At 69.3% G+C, this 17078-nt stretch carries 14 protein-coding genes, 1 tRNA gene and 1 pseudogene; 10 read left to right on the plus strand and 6 right to left on the minus strand.

Going from position 1 to position 17078, the window contains the following annotated elements; all coding sequences use genetic code 11:
• Nucleotides 1-85: 85 nt before the first annotated feature.
• The 8 genes from AOK24_RS09485 (at nucleotide 86) to AOK24_RS09520 (ending at nucleotide 9317) form a co-directional block, all read left to right on the plus strand.
• Complete coding sequence (locus tag AOK24_RS09485; RefSeq protein WP_055719612.1) at nucleotides 86-2365, plus strand: FdhF/YdeP family oxidoreductase; 2280 nt, start codon at nucleotides 86-88, stop codon at nucleotides 2363-2365.
• A 58-nt stretch (nucleotides 2366-2423) separates the two neighbouring features.
• Nucleotides 2424-2897 (plus strand): hotdog fold thioesterase, encoded by a 474-nt coding sequence (locus tag AOK24_RS09490; protein ID WP_055719613.1) that lies wholly within the window; start codon nucleotides 2424-2426, stop codon nucleotides 2895-2897.
• Nucleotides 2898-3392: 495 nt separating this feature from the next.
• The gene (locus AOK24_RS09495; protein WP_055719614.1) at nucleotides 3393-4625 is read left to right on the plus strand and encodes a branched-chain amino acid ABC transporter substrate-binding protein; all 1233 of its coding nucleotides are present in this window, start codon (nucleotides 3393-3395) and stop codon (nucleotides 4623-4625) included.
• A gap of 112 nt (nucleotides 4626-4737) precedes the next feature.
• Nucleotides 4738-5667: a branched-chain amino acid ABC transporter permease gene (locus tag AOK24_RS09500; protein ID WP_055719615.1), complete on the plus strand. Its 930-nt coding sequence runs from the start codon at nucleotides 4738-4740 to the stop codon at nucleotides 5665-5667.
• Nucleotides 5668-5672: 5 nt separating this feature from the next.
• Nucleotides 5673-7493, plus strand: coding sequence for a branched-chain amino acid ABC transporter permease (locus AOK24_RS09505; protein WP_055719624.1), 1821 nt, complete (start codon nucleotides 5673-5675; stop codon nucleotides 7491-7493).
• A gap of 5 nt (nucleotides 7494-7498) precedes the next feature.
• On the plus strand, nucleotides 7499-8341 hold the full coding sequence (locus tag AOK24_RS09510; RefSeq protein ID WP_055719616.1) for an ABC transporter ATP-binding protein: 843 nt from the start codon (nucleotides 7499-7501) through the stop codon (nucleotides 8339-8341).
• Entirely contained in the window at nucleotides 8338-9054 is a 717-nt protein-coding gene (locus AOK24_RS09515) for an ABC transporter ATP-binding protein (RefSeq protein WP_055719617.1), read from the plus strand. The genes AOK24_RS09510 and AOK24_RS09515 overlap by 4 nt, the downstream gene beginning before the upstream one ends.
• Nucleotides 9055-9125: 71 nt before the next feature.
• On the plus strand, nucleotides 9126-9317 hold the full coding sequence (locus AOK24_RS09520) for a hypothetical protein (protein ID WP_055719618.1): 192 nt from the start codon (nucleotides 9126-9128) through the stop codon (nucleotides 9315-9317).
• Between the two features lie 8 nt (nucleotides 9318-9325).
• Here AOK24_RS09520 and AOK24_RS09525 read toward each other — a convergent pair whose 3' ends face one another.
• Nucleotides 9326-9979 (minus strand): ANTAR domain-containing response regulator, encoded by a 654-nt coding sequence (locus tag AOK24_RS09525; protein WP_055719619.1) that lies wholly within the window; start codon nucleotides 9977-9979, stop codon nucleotides 9326-9328.
• 100 nt (nucleotides 9980-10079) lie between these two features.
• Here AOK24_RS09525 and AOK24_RS09530 point away from each other — a divergent pair.
• Nucleotides 10080-10154 (plus strand) — tRNA-Leu (locus AOK24_RS09530).
• A 78-nt stretch (nucleotides 10155-10232) separates the two neighbouring features.
• Here AOK24_RS09530 and pyk read toward each other — a convergent pair.
• Both pyk and AOK24_RS09540 read right to left on the minus strand, forming a co-directional pair.
• Nucleotides 10233-11669 (minus strand): pyruvate kinase, encoded by a 1437-nt coding sequence (pyk, locus tag AOK24_RS09535; protein ID WP_055719620.1) that lies wholly within the window; start codon nucleotides 11667-11669, stop codon nucleotides 10233-10235.
• Nucleotides 11670-11792: 123 nt separating this feature from the next.
• Complete coding sequence (locus AOK24_RS09540) at nucleotides 11793-12464, minus strand: SIMPL domain-containing protein (RefSeq protein WP_079056741.1); 672 nt, start codon at nucleotides 12462-12464, stop codon at nucleotides 11793-11795.
• Between the two features lie 131 nt (nucleotides 12465-12595).
• Here AOK24_RS09540 and AOK24_RS09545 point away from each other — a divergent pair, with 131 nt between their 5' ends.
• A complete protein-coding gene (locus AOK24_RS09545) occupies nucleotides 12596-14392 on the plus strand; it encodes a bifunctional metallophosphatase/5'-nucleotidase (protein WP_055719621.1) in 1797 nt (598 codons plus the stop codon).
• Between the two features lie 60 nt (nucleotides 14393-14452).
• On the opposite strand, the gene AOK24_RS09550 is transcribed toward AOK24_RS09545, so the two are convergent.
• The 3 genes and pseudogenes from AOK24_RS09550 to AOK24_RS45635 all read right to left on the minus strand — a co-directional run.
• Entirely contained in the window at nucleotides 14453-15427 is a 975-nt protein-coding gene (locus tag AOK24_RS09550; RefSeq protein ID WP_055719622.1) for a phage baseplate protein, read from the minus strand.
• Nucleotides 15428-15487: 60 nt separating this feature from the next.
• On the minus strand, nucleotides 15488-16894 hold the full coding sequence (locus tag AOK24_RS09555; RefSeq protein WP_055719623.1) for a lysine N(6)-hydroxylase/L-ornithine N(5)-oxygenase family protein: 1407 nt from the start codon (nucleotides 16892-16894) through the stop codon (nucleotides 15488-15490).
• Nucleotides 16891-17078: pseudogene (locus AOK24_RS45635) on the minus strand (pyridoxal phosphate-dependent decarboxylase family protein); the annotation flags it as partial. The gene AOK24_RS09555 and the pseudogene AOK24_RS45635, both read right to left, overlap by 4 nt.

Below are 17078 nucleotides of genomic sequence, written 5' to 3' on the forward strand. Positions count from 1 at the left end.
CCACCCCCCGCCCCATCCCAACTGTCACTCCCCCGTGGGAGGATCGAACAAGGACTCCGCTTGCGGTTGCGAAGGAGAGTGTGGGATGGCCGGGAAGGCGCCGAAGAGTGATCCGGTTCAGGACGCGCCGCGGGTGGGTGGGCCGAAGCATGCGGCGGCGGGGCTGCCCGCCGTGGGGCATTCGCTGCGGATGGCCCAGCAGCAGATGGGCGTCAAGCGGACCGCGCTGACGCTGCTGCGGGTCAATCAGAAGGAGGGGTTCGACTGTCCCGGGTGCGCCTGGCCCGAACCTGATCACCGGCATGCCGCCGAGTTCTGCGAGAACGGCGCCAAGGCCGTCGCCGAGGAGGCGACGCTGCGCCGGGTCACCCCGGAGTTCTTCGCCGGGCACAGTGTCGACGACCTCGCGACGCGCAGCGGGTACTGGCTGGGCCAGCAGGGCCGGCTGACGCACCCGATGTACCTCCCCGAGGGCGCCGACCACTACGAACCGGTCTCCTGGGACCGCGCGTTCGAGATCATGGGCGAGGAGTTCGACCGCCTCGGCTCCCCGGACGAGGCGGTGTTCTACACCTCGGGCCGCACGAGCAACGAGGCCGCGTTCCTGTACCAGCTGTTCGCGCGGGAGCTGGGCACGAACAACCTCCCGGACTGCTCGAACATGTGCCACGAGTCGAGCGGCTCGGCCCTGTCGGAGACGATCGGCATCGGCAAGGGCAGCGTCCTGCTGGAGGACCTCTACCAGGCGGACCTGATCATCGTCGCGGGCCAGAACCCGGGGACGAACCATCCGCGCATGCTCTCCGCGCTGGAGAAGGCGAAGGCGTCCGGCGCGAAGGTGATCAGCGTCAACCCGTTGCCCGAGGCGGGCCTGGAGAAGTTCAAGAACCCGCAGACCGCCAAGGGCATGACCGCCGGCGCTCCCCTCACGGACCTGTTCCTCCAGATCCGCCTCGGCGGCGACCAGGCCCTGTTCCGCCTCCTGAACAAGCTGATCCTCGAAACGGAAAACGCCGTCGACGAGGACTTCATCGCCGAACACACCCACGGCTTCGAGGAGTTCGCCGAGACGGCCAGGGCGGCCGACTGGGACGAGACCCTGACGGCGACGGGTCTCACGCGCGCGGAGATCGAGGAGGCCCTGCGCATGGTCCTCGCCTCCGAGCGGACGATCGTCTGCTGGGCGATGGGCCTGACCCAGCACAAGCACTCCGTGCCGACGATCCGCGAGGTCGTCAACTTCCTCCTGCTGCGCGGCAACATCGGCCGCCCCGGCGCGGGCGTGTGCCCGGTCCGCGGCCACTCGAACGTGCAGGGCGACCGCACGATGGGCATCTTCGAACGCCCCGCGCCCGCGTTCCTGGACGCCCTGGAGAAGGAGTTCGGCTTCGCGCCCCCGCGCGGGCACGGCTACGACGTCGTCCGCGCGATCCGCGCCCTGCGCGACGGCGAGGCCAAGCTGTTCTTCGCGATGGGCGGCAACTTCGTCTCGGCGTCCCCGGACACGGAGGTGACGGAGGCGGCGATGCGCAAGGCGCGCCTGACGGTGCACGTGTCGACGAAGCTGAACCGCTCGCACGTGGTCACGGGCGCGCGGGCGCTGATCCTGCCCACCCTGGGCCGCACGGAGCGCGATCTCCAGGGCTCCGGCGAGCAGTTCGTGACCGTCGAGGACTCGATGGGCATGGTCCACGCGTCCCGGGGCCGCCTGAAGCCGGCGAGCGCGCAGCTCCTGTCGGAGCCGGCGATCGTGTGCCGTCTGGCCCGCCGCGTCCTGAAGGACCGGACCGCCACCCCCTGGGAGGAGTTCGAGAAGGACTACGCGGCGATCCGCGACCGCATCGCGCGCGTGATCCCCGGCTTCGAGGACTTCAACGCGCGGGTGGCGCACCCCGGCGGCTTCGCCCTCCCGCACGCCCCGCGCGACGAGCGCCGCTTCCCGACGGCGACCGGCAAGGCCAACTTCACGTCCGCGCCGGTGGAGTTCCCCGAGCTGCCGGAGGGCCGCCTGCTGCTCCAGACGCTGCGCAGCCACGACCAGTACAACACCACGATCTACGGCCTGGACGACCGCTACCGGGGCATCAAGAACGGCCGCCGGGTGGTCCTGGTCAACCCTGAGGACGCCGAGCGGCTGAAGCTCAGGGACGGTGCGTACGTCGACCTCGTGGGCGAGTGGAAGGACGGCGTGGAGCGGCGTGCGCCGGGCTTCCGGGTCGTCGTCTACCCCACCGCGCGCGGCTGCGCGGCGGCGTACTACCCGGAGACGAACGTCCTGGTCCCGCTGGACGCGACGGCGGACACCAGCAACACCCCGGCCAGCAAGTCCGTGGTGGTGCGTCTGGAACAATCGGCGGCCGACTGAGCGTTTGCTCAGCAGCACACCGAGCCGAGACACGCCACCACGAAACGGAGCCGGGCCCATGGCCGAGCAGACGTTCCCGCAAGAGGTCGTCGACGAGTACGCCGCACTCGGCGTCGACCTGCCGTCCCTGTTCTCCGCGGGCCATCTCGGCACCCGGATGGGCGTCGAGATCATCCAGGCGTCCGCCGACCAGGTGGTGGGCACGATGCCGGTGGAGGGCAACACCCAGCCGTACGGGCTGCTGCACGGCGGTGCCTCGGCGGTGCTGGCCGAAACGCTCGGTTCGGTCGGGGCGATGCTGCACGGCGGGAGCACGAAACTGGCCGTGGGCGTCGACCTGAACTGCACGCACCACCGGGGTGTGCGCTCCGGCACGGTGACGGGTGTGGCCACGCCGGTGCACCGGGGGCGCTCCACGACGACGTACGAGATCGTCATCACGGACGAGGCGGGCCGGCGGGTGTGCACGGCGCGGCTGACGTGTCTGCTGCGTGACATCCCCGCGGGCGCCGAGGCGCCGTCCGTCCGGTAGCCGGTCACCGTCCGCCGCATATCGATGCAGGTCCGCCCCCCGCTCCGGGGTGCGGACCTGCGGTGTTTTTCGGGGCCCGATACGAGGGGCGGAATACGGAAAAGCGATCAGGAACGTCCGATTCCCTTTCATGGACGTAACCCTGCGTAATGAGGACGCAATAAAGCGACCCCCGCCGGACAAGAGCCTGCGGCAACGAATTCCGTCATCAGCAAAACGCCCCAGACTCCTGAACCACACCCGCCCGGTCCTGCGCGTTCTCACCATGCGGACGGAACGAATCGGCTCGAATTCCACTGTTCCGCCCTTCCAGTACCGCTCTGCATTACCTCGTGTCATAACAAGAGCGTCACAGCATTGGCCAGACTCTCCTCCAGCTATCCACACCCGCTTAGAGTCACGGCCAGTCACGGCGCGGCCGGAATACCCCTCCGGTCAGACGCCCGACTCGGCCACTTCCAGGGGGGAGGGCCGTGCCAGGGAAAGGACTGGATCGTGCGTCAACGCTCGTTCATCGCCATCACCGCCGCACTGGCGGCGGGCTCTCTCACTCTGACCGCCTGTGGCTCGCGCGACGACAGCGGTGACAAGTCCGACGCGGGCGGCACCACCACCGTCACCATCGGCCTGGACGCCCCGATCAGCGGCGACCTGTCCGCGATGGGCCTCGGCATGCGCAACTCCGCCGACCTCGCGACGAAGATCGCGAACAAGCAGGAGTTCGTCAAGGGCGTCACCTTCAAGATCGAGCCCCTCGACGACCAGGGCCAGTCCGCCCCCGGCCAGCAGAACGCCACGAAGTTCGTCGCCGACAAGAACGTCATCGGCGTCGTCGGCCCGCTGAACACCAGCGTCGCCGTCTCGATGCAGAAGATCTTCGAGGCCGCGAGCCTCGTCCAGGTCTCCCCGGCCACCACCGGCCCGATCCTGACCCAGGGCCCGAACTGGGCGACCAAGAAGGTCCGCCAGTTCAAGTCGTTCTTCCGCACCGCGACCACGGACGCCATCCAGGGCCCGTTCGCCGCGCAGTACGTCCACAACACGGCGAAGAAGACCAAGGTCTTCGTCATCGACGACAAGAAGGCGTACGGCGCCGGTCTCGCGGGCACCTTCACCGCCGAGTTCAAGAAGCTCGGCGGCCAGGTCGTCGGCACCGAGCACATCAACCCCGACGCCAAGGACTTCTCCGCGGTCGCCGCCAAGGTCAAGAGCTCCGGCGCCGACGTCGTCTACTACGGCGGCGAGTACCCGCAGGCCGGCCCGCTCTCCAAGCAGATCAAGGCGGCCGGCGCGAACATCCCGCTCGTCGGCGGCGACGGCATCAAGGACGACAAGTTCATCGCGCTCGCCGGCGCCACCGGCAACGGCGACATCGCGACCTCCGTCGGCGCCCCCGTCGAGGAGCTGCCCTCCGCGAAGAAGTTCATCGACGACTACAAGGCCGGCGGCTACTCCGACGGCTACTCCGCCTACGGCGGCTACTCGTACGACAGCGCCTGGGCGATCATCGAGGCCGTCAAGAAGGTCGTCGACGACAACGGCGGCAAGCTCCCCGCCGACCCCCGCGCCAAGGTCCTCGCCGCCATGCAGAACGTCTCCTTCGACGGCGTGACCGGCAAGGTCTCCTTCGACGAGTTCGGCGACGCCACCAACAAGCAGCTCACCGTCTACTCCGTCACGGCCGGCGCCTGGAAGACCGTCACCTCCGGCACCTACAACGGCGGCTGACCCGCCCAGCCACACCCCCCTCACGAGAGCCGCGCGGGGCGCTGTTCCAACAGCGCCCCGCGCGCACTCGCATCCGGCCACCGTCACACACGACCGTCTCGGAGGACATGCGGTGAACGAACTGCCGCAGCAGCTGGTCAACGGCTTGCTACTAGGAGCCATGTACGGGCTCGTCGCCATCGGCTACACGATGGTGTACGGCATCGTCCAGCTCATCAACTTCGCCCACGGCGAGATCTTCATGACCGGCGGCTTCGGCGCGCTCACGGTCTGGCTCTGGCTCCCGAGCGGCACGACCATGTGGCTCGCCCTGCCCCTGATGATCGTCGGCGCGATCGTCGTCGCCGTCACCATCGCCGTCGGAGCCGAACGCTTCGCCTACCGCCCCCTGCGCGGCGGCCCCCGCCTCGCCCCGCTCATCACGGCGATCGGCCTCTCCCTCGCCCTCCAGCAGGCGGTCTGGGCCTGGTACCCCGACGCGAAGTCGGCCCGTACCTTCCCCGAGATCCCCGGCGGCCCCTTCGAACTCGGCGACGTCACCATCCAGACCGGTGACATCTTCCTGCTCTGCGCCGCCCCCCTCTCGATGGCCTTCCTCGCCTACTTCGTGATGAAGACCCGCACCGGCCGCGGCATGCAGGCCACCGCCCAGGACCCCGACACCGCGAAGCTGATGGGCGTCAACACCGACCGCATCATCGTCCTCGCCTTCGCCCTCGGCGCCGCCTTCGCCGCCGTCGGAGCCGTCGCCTACGGCCTCAAGTACGGCCAGATCGACTTCAAGATGGGCTTCCTCCTCGGCCTCAAGGCGTTCACCGCGGCCGTCCTCGGCGGCATCGGCAACATCTACGGCGCCATGATCGGCGGCGTCGTCCTCGGCGTCGCCGAGACCCTCACCACCGCCTACGTCGCCGACATCCCCGGCATGGACAAGTTCGGCAGCCAGTCCTGGGCCGACGTCTGGGCCTTCGTACTCCTCATCCTCGTACTGCTGTTCAGGCCTCAAGGCCTGCTCGGCGAGCGCGTCGCGGACAGGGCGTGACCTCCATGACGACACAGACCACCGCACCGAAGACCCCGGACACCGCGCCCGCGCCCGCCGGTCTGATCAACCTCCCCGAGAAGACCGGCCGCGCCCTCGCCCTCGGCGGCAGCGCGCTGGCCATCGTCTCCACCTTCCTCGCCTGGACCTGGACCGGCGACTTCCCCGGCGACCTCACCGTCTACGGCTACCCCGGCGGTCTCCAGGTCCTCGTCCTCGTCGCCGCCGCCCTCACCGCCCTCTTCACCCTCTCCTCGTACGGGGTGAAGGGCCTGGGCTGGCTCACCCCGGCGGGCGGCGACGCGGCCGTCAAGTTCGCCGCCCTCGCCGGCTTCGCCACCGCCTGGTACACGGTCCTCGCGATCAGCGTCGACCTCGGCGGCGTCGTCAACCTCGAACCCGGCGGCTACCTCGTCGCCGCCGCCACCCTGATCGCCCTGGTCGGCGCCCTCGCCCTGCCCTTCGAGCACCCCGCGCCCGACCCGGCCGACCCCGACGACACCGGCTGGGAACAGGCCAAGCACCGCGCCCGCCACCAGTGGACGACCGTCAAGACCGCCTTCACCGCCGACGCCCCGAAGCCGGTCCGCGCGCTCCCCTCGTACGCCGAGATCCTCATCGTCATCGCCGTCCTCGCCCTCGGCCTCACCGTCTTCACCTACGGCATCGGCACCGAGTACGACGAACTCTTCATCGGCTTCCTGATCACGGCAGGGTTCGGCTTCGCCGCCCTCAACAAGGCCGGCCTCGTCGCCCACGCCTCCCAGATCACCGCACGCCACCAGAGCATCACCATCACCGGCGGCTTCATCACCGCCGCCCTCTTCCCCTTCACCCAGACCGACGACCAGTACGCGACCCTCGGCGTCCAGATCCTCATCTTCGCCACCGTCGCCCTCGGCCTGAACATCGTCGTCGGCCTCGCCGGACTCCTCGACCTCGGCTACGTCGCCTTCCTCGGCGTCGGCGCCTACGCCGCGGCCCTCGTCTCCGGCAGCACCACCTCGCCGATCGACGTCCACTTCCCGTTCTGGGCCGCCGTCCTCGTCGGCGCCGCCACCTCCCTCGTCTTCGGCGTCCTCATCGGCGCCCCGACCCTCAGGCTGCGCGGCGACTACCTCGCCATCGTCACCCTCGGCTTCGGCGAGATCTTCCGCATCACCGTCAACAACCTCGACGGCACCTCGGGCCCCAAGGTCACCAACGGCTCCAACGGCGTCGTCTCCATCCCCGACCTCAAGATCCTCGGGTTCGACCTCGGCACCCCGCACGACATCGCGGGCTTCACCATCGGCCGGTTCGCCAACTACTTCCTGCTGATGCTCCTCATCACCGCCGTCGTCATCGTCGTCTTCCGGCGCAGCAGCGACTCCCGCATCGGCCGCGCCTGGATCGCCATCCGCGAGGACGAGACCGCCGCGCTCGCCATGGGCATCAACGGCTTCCGCGTCAAGCTCATCGCCTTCGCCGTCGGCGCGACGCTGGCCGGGCTCGCCGGCACCGTACAGGCCCACGTCAGCTACGCCGTCACCCCGGACCAGTACGTCTTCGCCAGCTCCTCGCCGCCCAACTCCGCGTTCCTCCTCGCCGCCGTCGTCCTCGGTGGCATGGGCACCATCAGCGGGCCCCTCGTCGGCGCGGCGCTCCTCTTCCTCATCCCCAACAAGCTCCAGTTCCTCGGGGAGTTCCAGCTCTTCAGCTTCGGCGTCGCCCTCATCCTCATCATGCGCTTCCGGCCCGAAGGCCTGATCCCCAACCGCCGCCGCCAGCTGGAGTTCCACGAAGAGGCCGAAGCGCCCACCGTCCTCAGCAAGGCAGGGGCCTGACGACCATGACGAACACCGTCCTCGACGCACGCGGCGTCACCATGCGCTTCGGCGGCCTCACCGCCGTACGAGGCGTCGACCTCACCGTCAACAGCGGCGAGATCGTCGGACTCATCGGGCCCAACGGCGCCGGCAAGACGACCTTCTTCAACTGCCTCACCGGGCTGTACGTCCCCACCGAGGGCGAGGTCCGCTACAAGGACACTGTCCTGCCGGCCAAGTCCTTCAAGGTCACCGCCGCCGGCATCGCGCGGACCTTCCAGAACATCCGGCTCTTCGCCAACATGACCGTCCTGGAGAACGTCCTCGTCGGCCGCCACACCCGGACGAAGGAAGGGTTCTGGTCCGCCGTCCTGCGCCTGCCCTCCTTCCACAAGGCCGAGGCCGCCTCCCGCGAACGCGCCATGGAACTCCTCCAGTTCGTCGGCCTCGCGGACAAGTCCGAGCACCTCGCGCGCAACCTGCCCTACGGCGAACAGCGCAAGCTGGAGATCGCGCGGGCGCTGGCCAGCGAACCCGGGCTGCTCCTGCTCGACGAGCCCACCGCCGGCATGAACCCCCAGGAGACCCGCGCCACCGAAGAGCTGGTCTTCGCCATCCGCGACCAGGGCATCGCCGTCCTCGTCATCGAGCACGACATGCGGTTCATCTTCAACCTCTGCGACCGCGTCGCCGTCCTCGTCCAGGGCGAGAAGCTCATCGAGGGCGACAGCGCCACCGTCCAGGGAGACGAACGCGTCGTCGCCGCCTACCTCGGCGAACCCTTCGAGAACGCGCCCGGCGCCGAGGAAGTCGCCGAGGTCGAAGCGGCGGAGGCCCACAGCACCACCGAAGGAGGCGCGAAGTGACCGCGCTGCTCGAAGTCGAAGACCTCCGCGTCGCCTACGGCAAGATCGAGGCCGTCAAAGGCATCTCCTTCACCGTCGACGCCGGCGAGGTCGTCACCCTCATCGGCACCAACGGCGCCGGCAAGACGACCACCCTGCGCACGCTCTCCGGGCTCCTCAAGCCCGTCGGCGGCCAGATCCGCTTCAACGGCAAGTCGCTGAAGAAGATCCCCGCGCACCAGATCGTCTCCCTCGGCCTCGCGCACTCCCCCGAGGGCCGGCACATCTTCCCCCGCATGACCATCGAGGACAACCTCCGCCTCGGTGCCTTCCTCCGCAACGACAAGCCCGGCATCGAACAGGACATCCAGCACGCCTACGACCTCTTCCCGATCCTCGGTGAACGCCGCAAGCAGGCGGCGGGCACCCTCTCGGGCGGCGAGCAGCAGATGCTGGCCATGGGCCGCGCCCTGATGTCCCAGCCGAAGCTGTTGATGCTGGACGAGCCCTCGATGGGGCTCTCCCCCATCATGATGCAGAAGATCATGGCCACCATCGCCGAGCTGAAGTCCCAGGGCATGACGATCCTCCTCATCGAACAGAACGCCCAGGCCGCCCTCTCCCTCGCGGACCACGGCCACGTCATGGAGGTCGGCAACATCGTCCTCTCCGGCACGGGCCAGGACCTCCTCCACGACGAGTCGGTCCGCAAGGCGTACCTCGGCGAGGACTGAGCAGAGCCGAGAGGGGGCCGGGTGACCCCGGCCCCCTCTCAACTGCCGCACACCGCACCTATGCTGACGGCATGGGTGTCCGCCTCATCGCCGGGCTCGTCGGCCTGCTCGTCCTGTACAACCTCTTCAAGGACACAATCCCGCTGCTCTACGGGCTCACGGCTCCGGTCGCAGCCGTGATGATCGCGGCGAGCATGGGCCGCTATCGCGCTCCGACCCATGCCCCGGACTCCGACGAAACCGACGACCCCGTCGAGAAGTGACCCGCGGTTCAGCCCTTCGTGGACTTCTTCTCGTCCGCGTCCTGGATGACCGCCTCCGCGACCTGCTGCATCGACATACGGCGGTCCATCGAGGTCTTCTGGATCCAGCGGAACGCGGCCGGTTCCGTCAGGCCGTACTCGGTCTGGAGGATCGACTTCGCGCGGTCGACCAGCTTGCGGGTCTCCAGGCGCTGGGAGAGGTCCGCGATCTCCTTCTCCAGCTCCTTCAGCTCGGTGAACCGCGAGACGGCCATCTCGATGGCCGGGACGACGTCGCTCTTGCTGAACGGCTTCACGAGGTACGCCATCGCCCCCGCGTCCCGCGCCCGCTCGACCAGGTCCCGCTGCGAGAACGCGGTCAGCATCAGCACCGGGGCGATCCGCTCCTCGGCGATCTTCTCGGCGGCCGAGATCCCGTCCAGCTTGGGCATCTTGACGTCCAGGATCACCAGGTCCGGCTGGTGCTCGCGGGCCAGCTCGACGGCCTGCTCCCCGTCCCCGGCCTCCCCGACGACCGCGTACCCCTCCTCCTCCAGCATCTCCTTCAGATCGAGACGGATCAGCGCCTCGTCCTCCGCGATGACGACCCGGGTCGTCAGCGGAGGCACGTGCGACTTGTCGTCGTCGGGCGCGTCTACGGGCTGGGGCGACTCGGCGGTCACGGGGGCTCCTTGGTCGGGGCAGGGGTACTGCTGACAAGAGCGTACCTAGCTGCGGTAAGGTGGGGGCACAGCAGGTCGGGGTAAACCTTCGATTCTGTGGGCCCCGGTAGCCCAATTGGCAGCAGGCAGTGGATTCAAAACCCACACAGTGTCGGTTCGAGTCCGACCCGGGGCACTTTTCCTTCGAATCGAAGGAAGCGACTTGAAAGCGGAGGATCACCGTCCGGTGGCCCCCCGCTTTTTGCTGTACCCCCTACCGCGGACTGTCGTCCTCGCCGATGTGGTGGACGCGGACCATGTTCGTGGAGCCCGAGACGCCGGGCGGGGAGCCCGCCGTGATGACGACGACGTCGCCCTGTTGGCAGAGGCCGTGCTTGAGGAGGAGTTCGTCGACCTGTTCGACCATGGCGTCGGTGGAGTCGACCCAGGGGCCGAGGAGGGTCTGGACGCCCCAGCTGACGCTCAGTTGGGCCTGGGTGGAGGCGACCGGGGTGAAGGCGAGGACCGGGATCGGGGAGCGGTAGCGGGAGAGGCGGCGGACCGTGTCGCCGGTCTGGGTGAAGGCGACGAGGTACTTGGCGCCCAGGAAGTCGCCGATCTCGGCGGCGGCGCGGGCGACGGCGCCACCCTGGGTGCGGGGCTTGTTGTGGTCCGTCAGGGGCGGGAGCCCCTTCGCGAGGATGTCCTCCTCCGCCGCTTCGACGATCTTCGCCATCGTGCGGACCGTCTCGATGGGGTGCTTGCCGACGCTGGTCTCACCGGAGAGCATCACCGCGTCCGTGCCGTCGATCACCGCGTTGGCGACGTCCGACGCCTCCGCGCGCGTCGGGCGGGAGTTGTCGATCATCGAGTCGAGCATCTGGGTGGCGACGATGACCGGCTTGGCGTTGCGCTTGGCGAGTTTGATGGCGCGTTTCTGGACCAGCGGGACCTGTTCCAGGGGCATCTCGACGCCCAGATCACCGCGCGCGACCATGATCCCGTCGAACGCGGCGACGATGTCCTCGATGGCGTCGACGGCCTGGGGCTTCTCGACCTTGGCGATGACGGGGAGGCGGCGGCGTTCCTCGTCCATGATGCGGTGGACGTCGTCGATGTCCTTGCCGCTGCGGACGAAGGACAGGGCGATGATGTCGGCACCGTTGCGCAGCGCCCAGCGGAGGTCGGCCTCGTCCTTGTCGGAGAGCGCGGGGACGGAGACGGCGACGCCGGGGAGGTTGAGGCCCTTGTGGTCGGAGACCATGCCGCCTTCGAGGACGGTGGTGTGGACGCGGGGTCCGTCGACGGAGGTGACCTGGAGGCAGACCTTGCCGTCGTCGACGAGGATGCGCTCACCGGGTGTGACGTCGGCGGCGAGCCCGGCGTACGTCGTCCCGCAGGAGTGGCCGTCGCCCTGGGCGCCCTCTTCGACGGTGATCGTGAAGGCGTCGCCGCGCTCCAGCAGGACGGGCCCTTCGGTGAACGTGCCGAGGCGGATCTTGGGTCCCTGGAGGTCGGCGAGGATGCCGACGCCCCGCCCGGTCTCCTCCGCGGCCTTGCGGACGCGGTTCAGCCGGTCCTCGTGCTCCGCGTGGCTGCCGTGGCTGAGGTTGAGGCGGGCGATGTCCATTCCGGCGTCGACCAGGGCCTTGATCTGGTCGTACGAGTCGGTGGCGGGCCCCAGGGTACAGACGATCTTCGCTCGGCGCATGGTCCGAGCCTAGGCCCTACCGCCGGGTAGGCCATGGGCCGCGCATGACTACTCAACAACCTTTGCGTGAAGGGTTATTGACAAGTCACGAAGTGTGCGCATGGCCGCTCCGATGAGCGTATTTCATGCGTCGAGGGCGGGCGGGTGGAGGGTGAAACGGGCGACGACGGCGGCCTCGACCCAGAGCTGGGGCAGTTCGAGGTCGAGGGGCGCGGGCTCCCCGAGGGACACTCTCCGTGCCCGCCGCCCGAAGGCGGCCTCGGCGCGGGGGCGGGCCGCGTGCCCCCCTTCGTCGGAGAGTTCGAGGAGCGCGGCGAGCGTGGTGCCGAGCGCGTCGGCGTACTCGCGGGCGCGCCGGACGGCTTCGCGGACGGCGGCGCGGCGGACCTCGCCGGGGACGGGCGAGTCGTGCCGCAGCTCCCAGGAGGGGCCTTCCACGGAGATGAGGTCGAGGTCGGCGAGGCGGGTGACGAGTTCGCCGAGGGCGGTGAAGTCGGTGACGCGGACGCCGATGTGGACGCGTCCCTGGTAGCCCATGACCTGGCCGCGGTCGTCGAGGACGAAGGCGGGTGCGACGGAGAGGCCGCCGGTGGAGACGCGTTCGACGGCGTCGCCGTAGGAGGCGATCAGGTCGAGGGCGAGGGTGTTGGCGCGGGTGAGGTCGTCGAGGACCTGCCGTCGGTCGAGTCCTTCCGCGCCGACGCTCACGCCGACCCGGGCGACCTCGGGGTCCGTCTCGATGCCTGCCTCGCCCCGGACCGTCAGCAGTGGTGCCTCAGCGGTGCCGTTCGTCATACGGCACACTCTCGCATGTCCGGCCGACCCCGTCAGGTCACCTGATCGCAACCTTCCGGACCTGTTGCGGACGGTCATGGACGGGTCAGAATCTACGCGCGTCGTTGACGATTCCCCGAGGAGTACGAGATATGCCGTTGAACCGCCGCAAGTTCCTGAAGAAGTCCGCCGTGACCGGGGCGGGGGTGGCGATCGCGGGTACGGCGGCGGCGCCGGCACAGGCCGCGCCGAAGAAGTCCCCGGCGAAGAAGCGGTACTCGCTGACCGTCATGGGCACCACCGACCTGCACGGTCACGTCTTCAACTGGGACTACTTCAAGGACGCGGAGTACAAGGACGCGGCCGGCAACGCCCAGGGCCTGGCCCGGATCTCGACGCTGGTGAACCGGCTGCGCGCGGAGAAGGGCCGCCACAACACGCTCCTGATCGACGCGGGCGACACCATCCAGGGCACCCCGCTGACGTACTACTACGCGAAGGTCGACCCGATCACCGCCAAGGGCGGCCCGGTGCACCCGATGGCGCAGGCGATGAACGCGATCGGGTACGACGCGGCGGCGCTCGGCAACCACGAGTTCAACTACGGCATCGAGACGCTCCGCAAATTCGAGTCGCAGCTGCGCTTCCCGCTGCTGGGCGCGAACGCGGTGGACGCGAAGACGCTGCGCCCCGCCTTCCCGCCGTACGTCATCAAGACGGTGTGCCCGAAGGGCGCGCCGCCGGTGAAGGTGGCGATCCTCGGTCTCACGAACCCGGGCATCGCGATCTGGGACAAGGCGTACGTCCAGGGCAAGCTGGCGTTCCCGGGGCTCGAGGAGCAGGCCGCGAAGTACGTCCCGAAGCTGCGCTCCCTCGGCGCGGACGTCGTGATCGTGTCGGCGCACTCCGGTTCCTCCGGCACCTCCTCGTACGGCGACCAGCTGCCGTACGTCGAGAACGCGGCGGCGAACGTCGCGAAGCAGGTTCCCGGCATCGACGCGATCCTGGTGGGCCACGCGCACGTGGAGATCCCGGAGCTGAAGGTCGTCAACGAGAAGACCGGCAAGACGGTCGTCCTCTCCGAGCCGCTGGCGTACGCGGAGCGGCTGTCGGTGTTCGACATCGAGCTGGTCCGGGAGAAGGGCCGCTGGAGTGTCGAGTCGGTCTCGTCGAAGGTCCTGAACTCGAACTCGGTCGCGGACGACCCGAAGATCACGCGGCTGCTGAGCGACGAGCACGCGAAGGTCGTGAAGTACGTCAACCAGGTCGTCGGCACGGCCACGGCGGCCCTGACGACGGTCGAGGCGCGCTACAAGGACGCCCCGATCATCGACCTGATCACGAAGGTCCAGGAGGACGTCGTGAAGGCGGCGCTGGCGGGTACGGCGCACGCGTCGCTGCCGGTGATCTCGCAGGCGTCGCCGTTCTCGCGGACGTCGGAGATCCCGGCCGGGGACGTGACGATCCGGGACCTGTCGAGCCTGTACGTGTACGACAACACGCTGGTCGCGAAGTTGCTGACGGGCGCGCAGATCAAGGCGTACCTGGAGTACTCGGCGCAGTACTTCGCCCAGACGGCGCCGGACGCGGTCGTGGACGTGGAGAAGCTGACGAACGCGGGCGGGCGTCCGGACTACAACTACGACTACGTGTCGGGTCTTTCGTACGACATCGACATCGCGCAGCCGGCGGGTTCGCGGATCAAGAACCTCACCTACCAGGGTGCGGCGCTGGACGACGCGCAGCAGTTCGTGTTCGCGGTGAACAACTACCGGGCGAACGGCGGCGGGGCGTTCCCGCACGTGGCCTCCGCGCAGGAGCTGTGGGCGGAGTCGACGGAGATCCGGACGCGGATCGCGGAGTGGGTGACGGCGAAGGGTGTGCTGGACCCGAAGGACTTCGCGTCGGTGGACTGGAAGCTGACGCGGAACGGAACGCCGGTGTTTTAAGCCGGAGTTGAGTGCTTTTCACAAGGGGGGCCGCCGGTGCTGCGGCCCCCCTTCTTCTTCTCAGACCGTCGTGTCCGTGTAGTAGAAGCTCGCCTTCTTGTCGGTCTCGGTGAGCGACTTCTCGGAGGCGAGTCCGAAGTGCAGCCTGGCCGGTGACGTGGCGTCAGGGAGCTGGATCGCCATGCCTTCGGGTTCGCGGTAGAACAACTCCTGTCCGGCGTCGGTGAGTTGCCGGTCGAGGACGGCTCCGGTGTTCCAGTCGGTCGCGGTGAGGTGGATGTCGCCGAAGGAGGTTCCGTCGAGGGTGTAGAGGTGGCGGCCGAGGGTGGCGTACCCCTGGAAGACGGGGCCGGTGAGGACGGTGGGCTGGGTGATGGCCGCGAGGGGGTCGAAGACGCCCGCCTTGAAGGTGGCGAGGTCGTGGAGGGTGTAGGTCCAGACTCCCGCGGTCCGACTCCGGTGTGCGATACGGCTGTTGGCGGGGTCGAGGGCGACGGTGTTGTGGTCGGAGCCGGGGGCGGGCTCGAAGCGCAGGAGCTGGGTGGAGCCGGTCGTGAGGACGGCGCCGTCGGTGAAGCGGAAGCGGGCGATACGGGTGCCGTAGCCGTTGTCCTGGCTGTCGGGGACGGCGTCGGTCTCGGTCCACAGGTAGGTGCTGGTGCCGACGGGTTCGGCGGCGATGGAGACGCCGTGGCCGAAGCCCTTGAGGTACATGCGGCCGGTGACGGTGCCGGTCCAGTCGAGGCGGGTGACGCAGAGGTCGCCGTTCCGGGAGCGTTCGGCGCCGGTGACGGGTGCGGTCTCGCCGGTGAGGGTGCGTCCGCCTTGGGTCAACTGGGCTGTGTAGAGGCGCCTGTTGGCGTTGTCGAAGGCGAAGGACTGGAGGACGCGGGCCTCGCTGAGGGTGATCTCGTGGAGCCAGGGCCTGGTGGTGGTGAGGTCGAGGCGGGGTGTGGCGGGGACGGCCGCGGTGGCCGGGCCGGCCGGGGTGAGGGCGAGGGCGGTCGCCGCGAGGAGTATCTGTCGTCGGTTCACGTGTGCTTGTTCCCCCGTGATGTCGTGGATGCCGGAGCATTGCATCACGGGGGTGTGCGGTCAGCGTGGTTCGACGAGGGGGGTGAGGGTGCGGGGCCGGCGGGCGGCCGGGACGCGGGGGTTCGTCTCAAGTCCGAAGGTGGTGAAGGCCGTTCGGGCCGGGAGCTGGTACATCTCCTTCTGTGTCAGGGAGTTGAGGATGGTGGCGCTGCGCCAGGCGGTGAGGCCGAGGTCGGGGGCGCCGACGCCGTGGGTGTGGCGTTCGGCGTTCTGGACGTAGACGTTTCCGGTGACGGCGGGGTCGAGGACGAGGCGGAACTCCTCGTCGACGCGCGGGCGTTCGGCGTTGTCGCGGCGCAGGTAGGGGTCGAGTCCGGCGAGGAGGCGGTCGAGGGGGCGTTCCCGGTAGCCGGTGGCGAGGACGACGGCGTCGGTGGTGAGGCGGGAGCGGGTGCCCTGCTGGACGTGGTCGAGGTGGAGTTCGACCTTGGTGGTGGCGATGCGGCCGGCCGTGCGGACCCGCACGCCGGGGGTGAGGACGGTGTCGGGCCAGCCGCCGTGCAGGGTGCGGTCGTACAGCTCGTCGTGGATGTCGGTGAGGGTGCGGGCGTCGATCGCCTTGTGCAAGTGGCCCTGTCTGGCGAGGAGTTCGTCGCGGACGGGTTCGGGGAGGGCGTGGAAGTAGCGGGTGTGGTCGGGGGTGAAGTGTTCGAGGCCGAGCTTGGAGTACTCCATGGGGGCGAAGGCCTCGCTGCGGCCGATCCAGTGGAGGCGCTCGCGGCCCTTGGGGCGGCCCCGGAGCAGGTCGAGGAAGATCTCGGCGCCGGACTGTCCGGTGCCGACGACGGTGACGTGGTCGGCGGCGAGGAACGCGGCGCGGTGGTCGAGGTAGTCGGCGGCGTGGACGACGGGGACGCCGGGGGCGTCGACGAGGGGGCGCAGGACGTCGGGGATGTGGGGTTCGGTGCCGACGCCGAGGGCGACGTTGCGGGTGTAGGCGCGGCCGAGGGCCTCGGCCTCGCCCTCGGCGTCGAGGTGGGTGAAGTCGACCTCGAACAGGGCGCGTTCGGGGTTCCAGCGGACGGCGTCGACCTGGTGGCGGAAGTGGAGTCCGGGGAGGTTGCCGGCGACCCAGCGGCAGTAGGCGTCGTACTCGGCGCGCTGCATGTGGGAGCGCTCGGCGAAGTAGAAGGGGAAGAGGCGGTCGCGGGTCTTGAGGTAGTTGAGGAACGTCCAGGGGCTGGCGGGGTCGGCGAGGGTCACCAGGTCGGCCAGGAAGGGTACTTGGACGCGGGCGCCGTCGATGAGGAGGCCGGGGTGCCAGTCGAAGCCGGGGCGCTGCTCGTAGAAGACGGCGTCGAGGCCCGTGAGGGGGTGGGCGAGCGCCGCGAGGGAGAGGTTGACGGGGCCGATGCCGATCCCGACGAGGTCGTGCGGGGTGTCGGGGGGTGTGGGGGCGTCGGTCATGTGGGGGTGGTTCCTTCCACGAGGTCCAAGAGGCGGTCGAGGTCGGCCGGCCTGGTGTGGGGGTTGAGGAGAGTGGCCTTCAGCCAGAGCCGTCCGTCGCCGGTACGGGCCCTGCCGAGGACGGCGGTGCCCTGCTCCAGGAGGGCGCGGCGGACGGCCGCCACGTCCGCTCCTGCGGGGCGGA

Source organism: Streptomyces niveiscabiei, from assembly GCF_001419795.1.
GTDB classification, from domain to species: Bacteria; Actinomycetota; Actinomycetes; order Streptomycetales; family Streptomycetaceae; genus Streptomyces; species Streptomyces niveiscabiei.

What these genes read in the sequence shown, in the direction of transcription:
- AOK24_RS09485 (WP_055719612.1), top strand. Translation starts at nt 86, where the DNA reads ATGGCCGGGAAGGCGCCGAAGAGTGATCCGGTTCAGGACGCGCCGCGG.
- AOK24_RS09490 (WP_055719613.1), top strand. Translation starts at nt 2,424, where the DNA reads ATGGCCGAGCAGACGTTCCCGCAAGAGGTCGTCGACGAGTACGCCGCA.
- AOK24_RS09505 (WP_055719624.1), top strand. Translation starts at nt 5,673, where the DNA reads ATGACGACACAGACCACCGCACCGAAGACCCCGGACACCGCGCCCGCG.
- AOK24_RS09510 (WP_055719616.1), top strand. Translation starts at nt 7,499, where the DNA reads ATGACGAACACCGTCCTCGACGCACGCGGCGTCACCATGCGCTTCGGC.
- AOK24_RS09520 (WP_055719618.1), top strand. Translation starts at nt 9,126, where the DNA reads ATGGGTGTCCGCCTCATCGCCGGGCTCGTCGGCCTGCTCGTCCTGTAC.
- pyk (WP_055719620.1), bottom strand. Translation starts at nt 11,669, where the DNA reads ATGCGCCGAGCGAAGATCGTCTGTACCCTGGGGCCCGCCACCGACTCG.
- AOK24_RS09540 (WP_079056741.1), bottom strand. Translation starts at nt 12,464, where the DNA reads ATGACGAACGGCACCGCTGAGGCACCACTGCTGACGGTCCGGGGCGAG.
- AOK24_RS09545 (WP_055719621.1), top strand. Translation starts at nt 12,596, where the DNA reads ATGCCGTTGAACCGCCGCAAGTTCCTGAAGAAGTCCGCCGTGACCGGG.
- AOK24_RS09555 (WP_055719623.1), bottom strand. Translation starts at nt 16,894, where the DNA reads ATGACCGACGCCCCCACACCCCCCGACACCCCGCACGACCTCGTCGGG.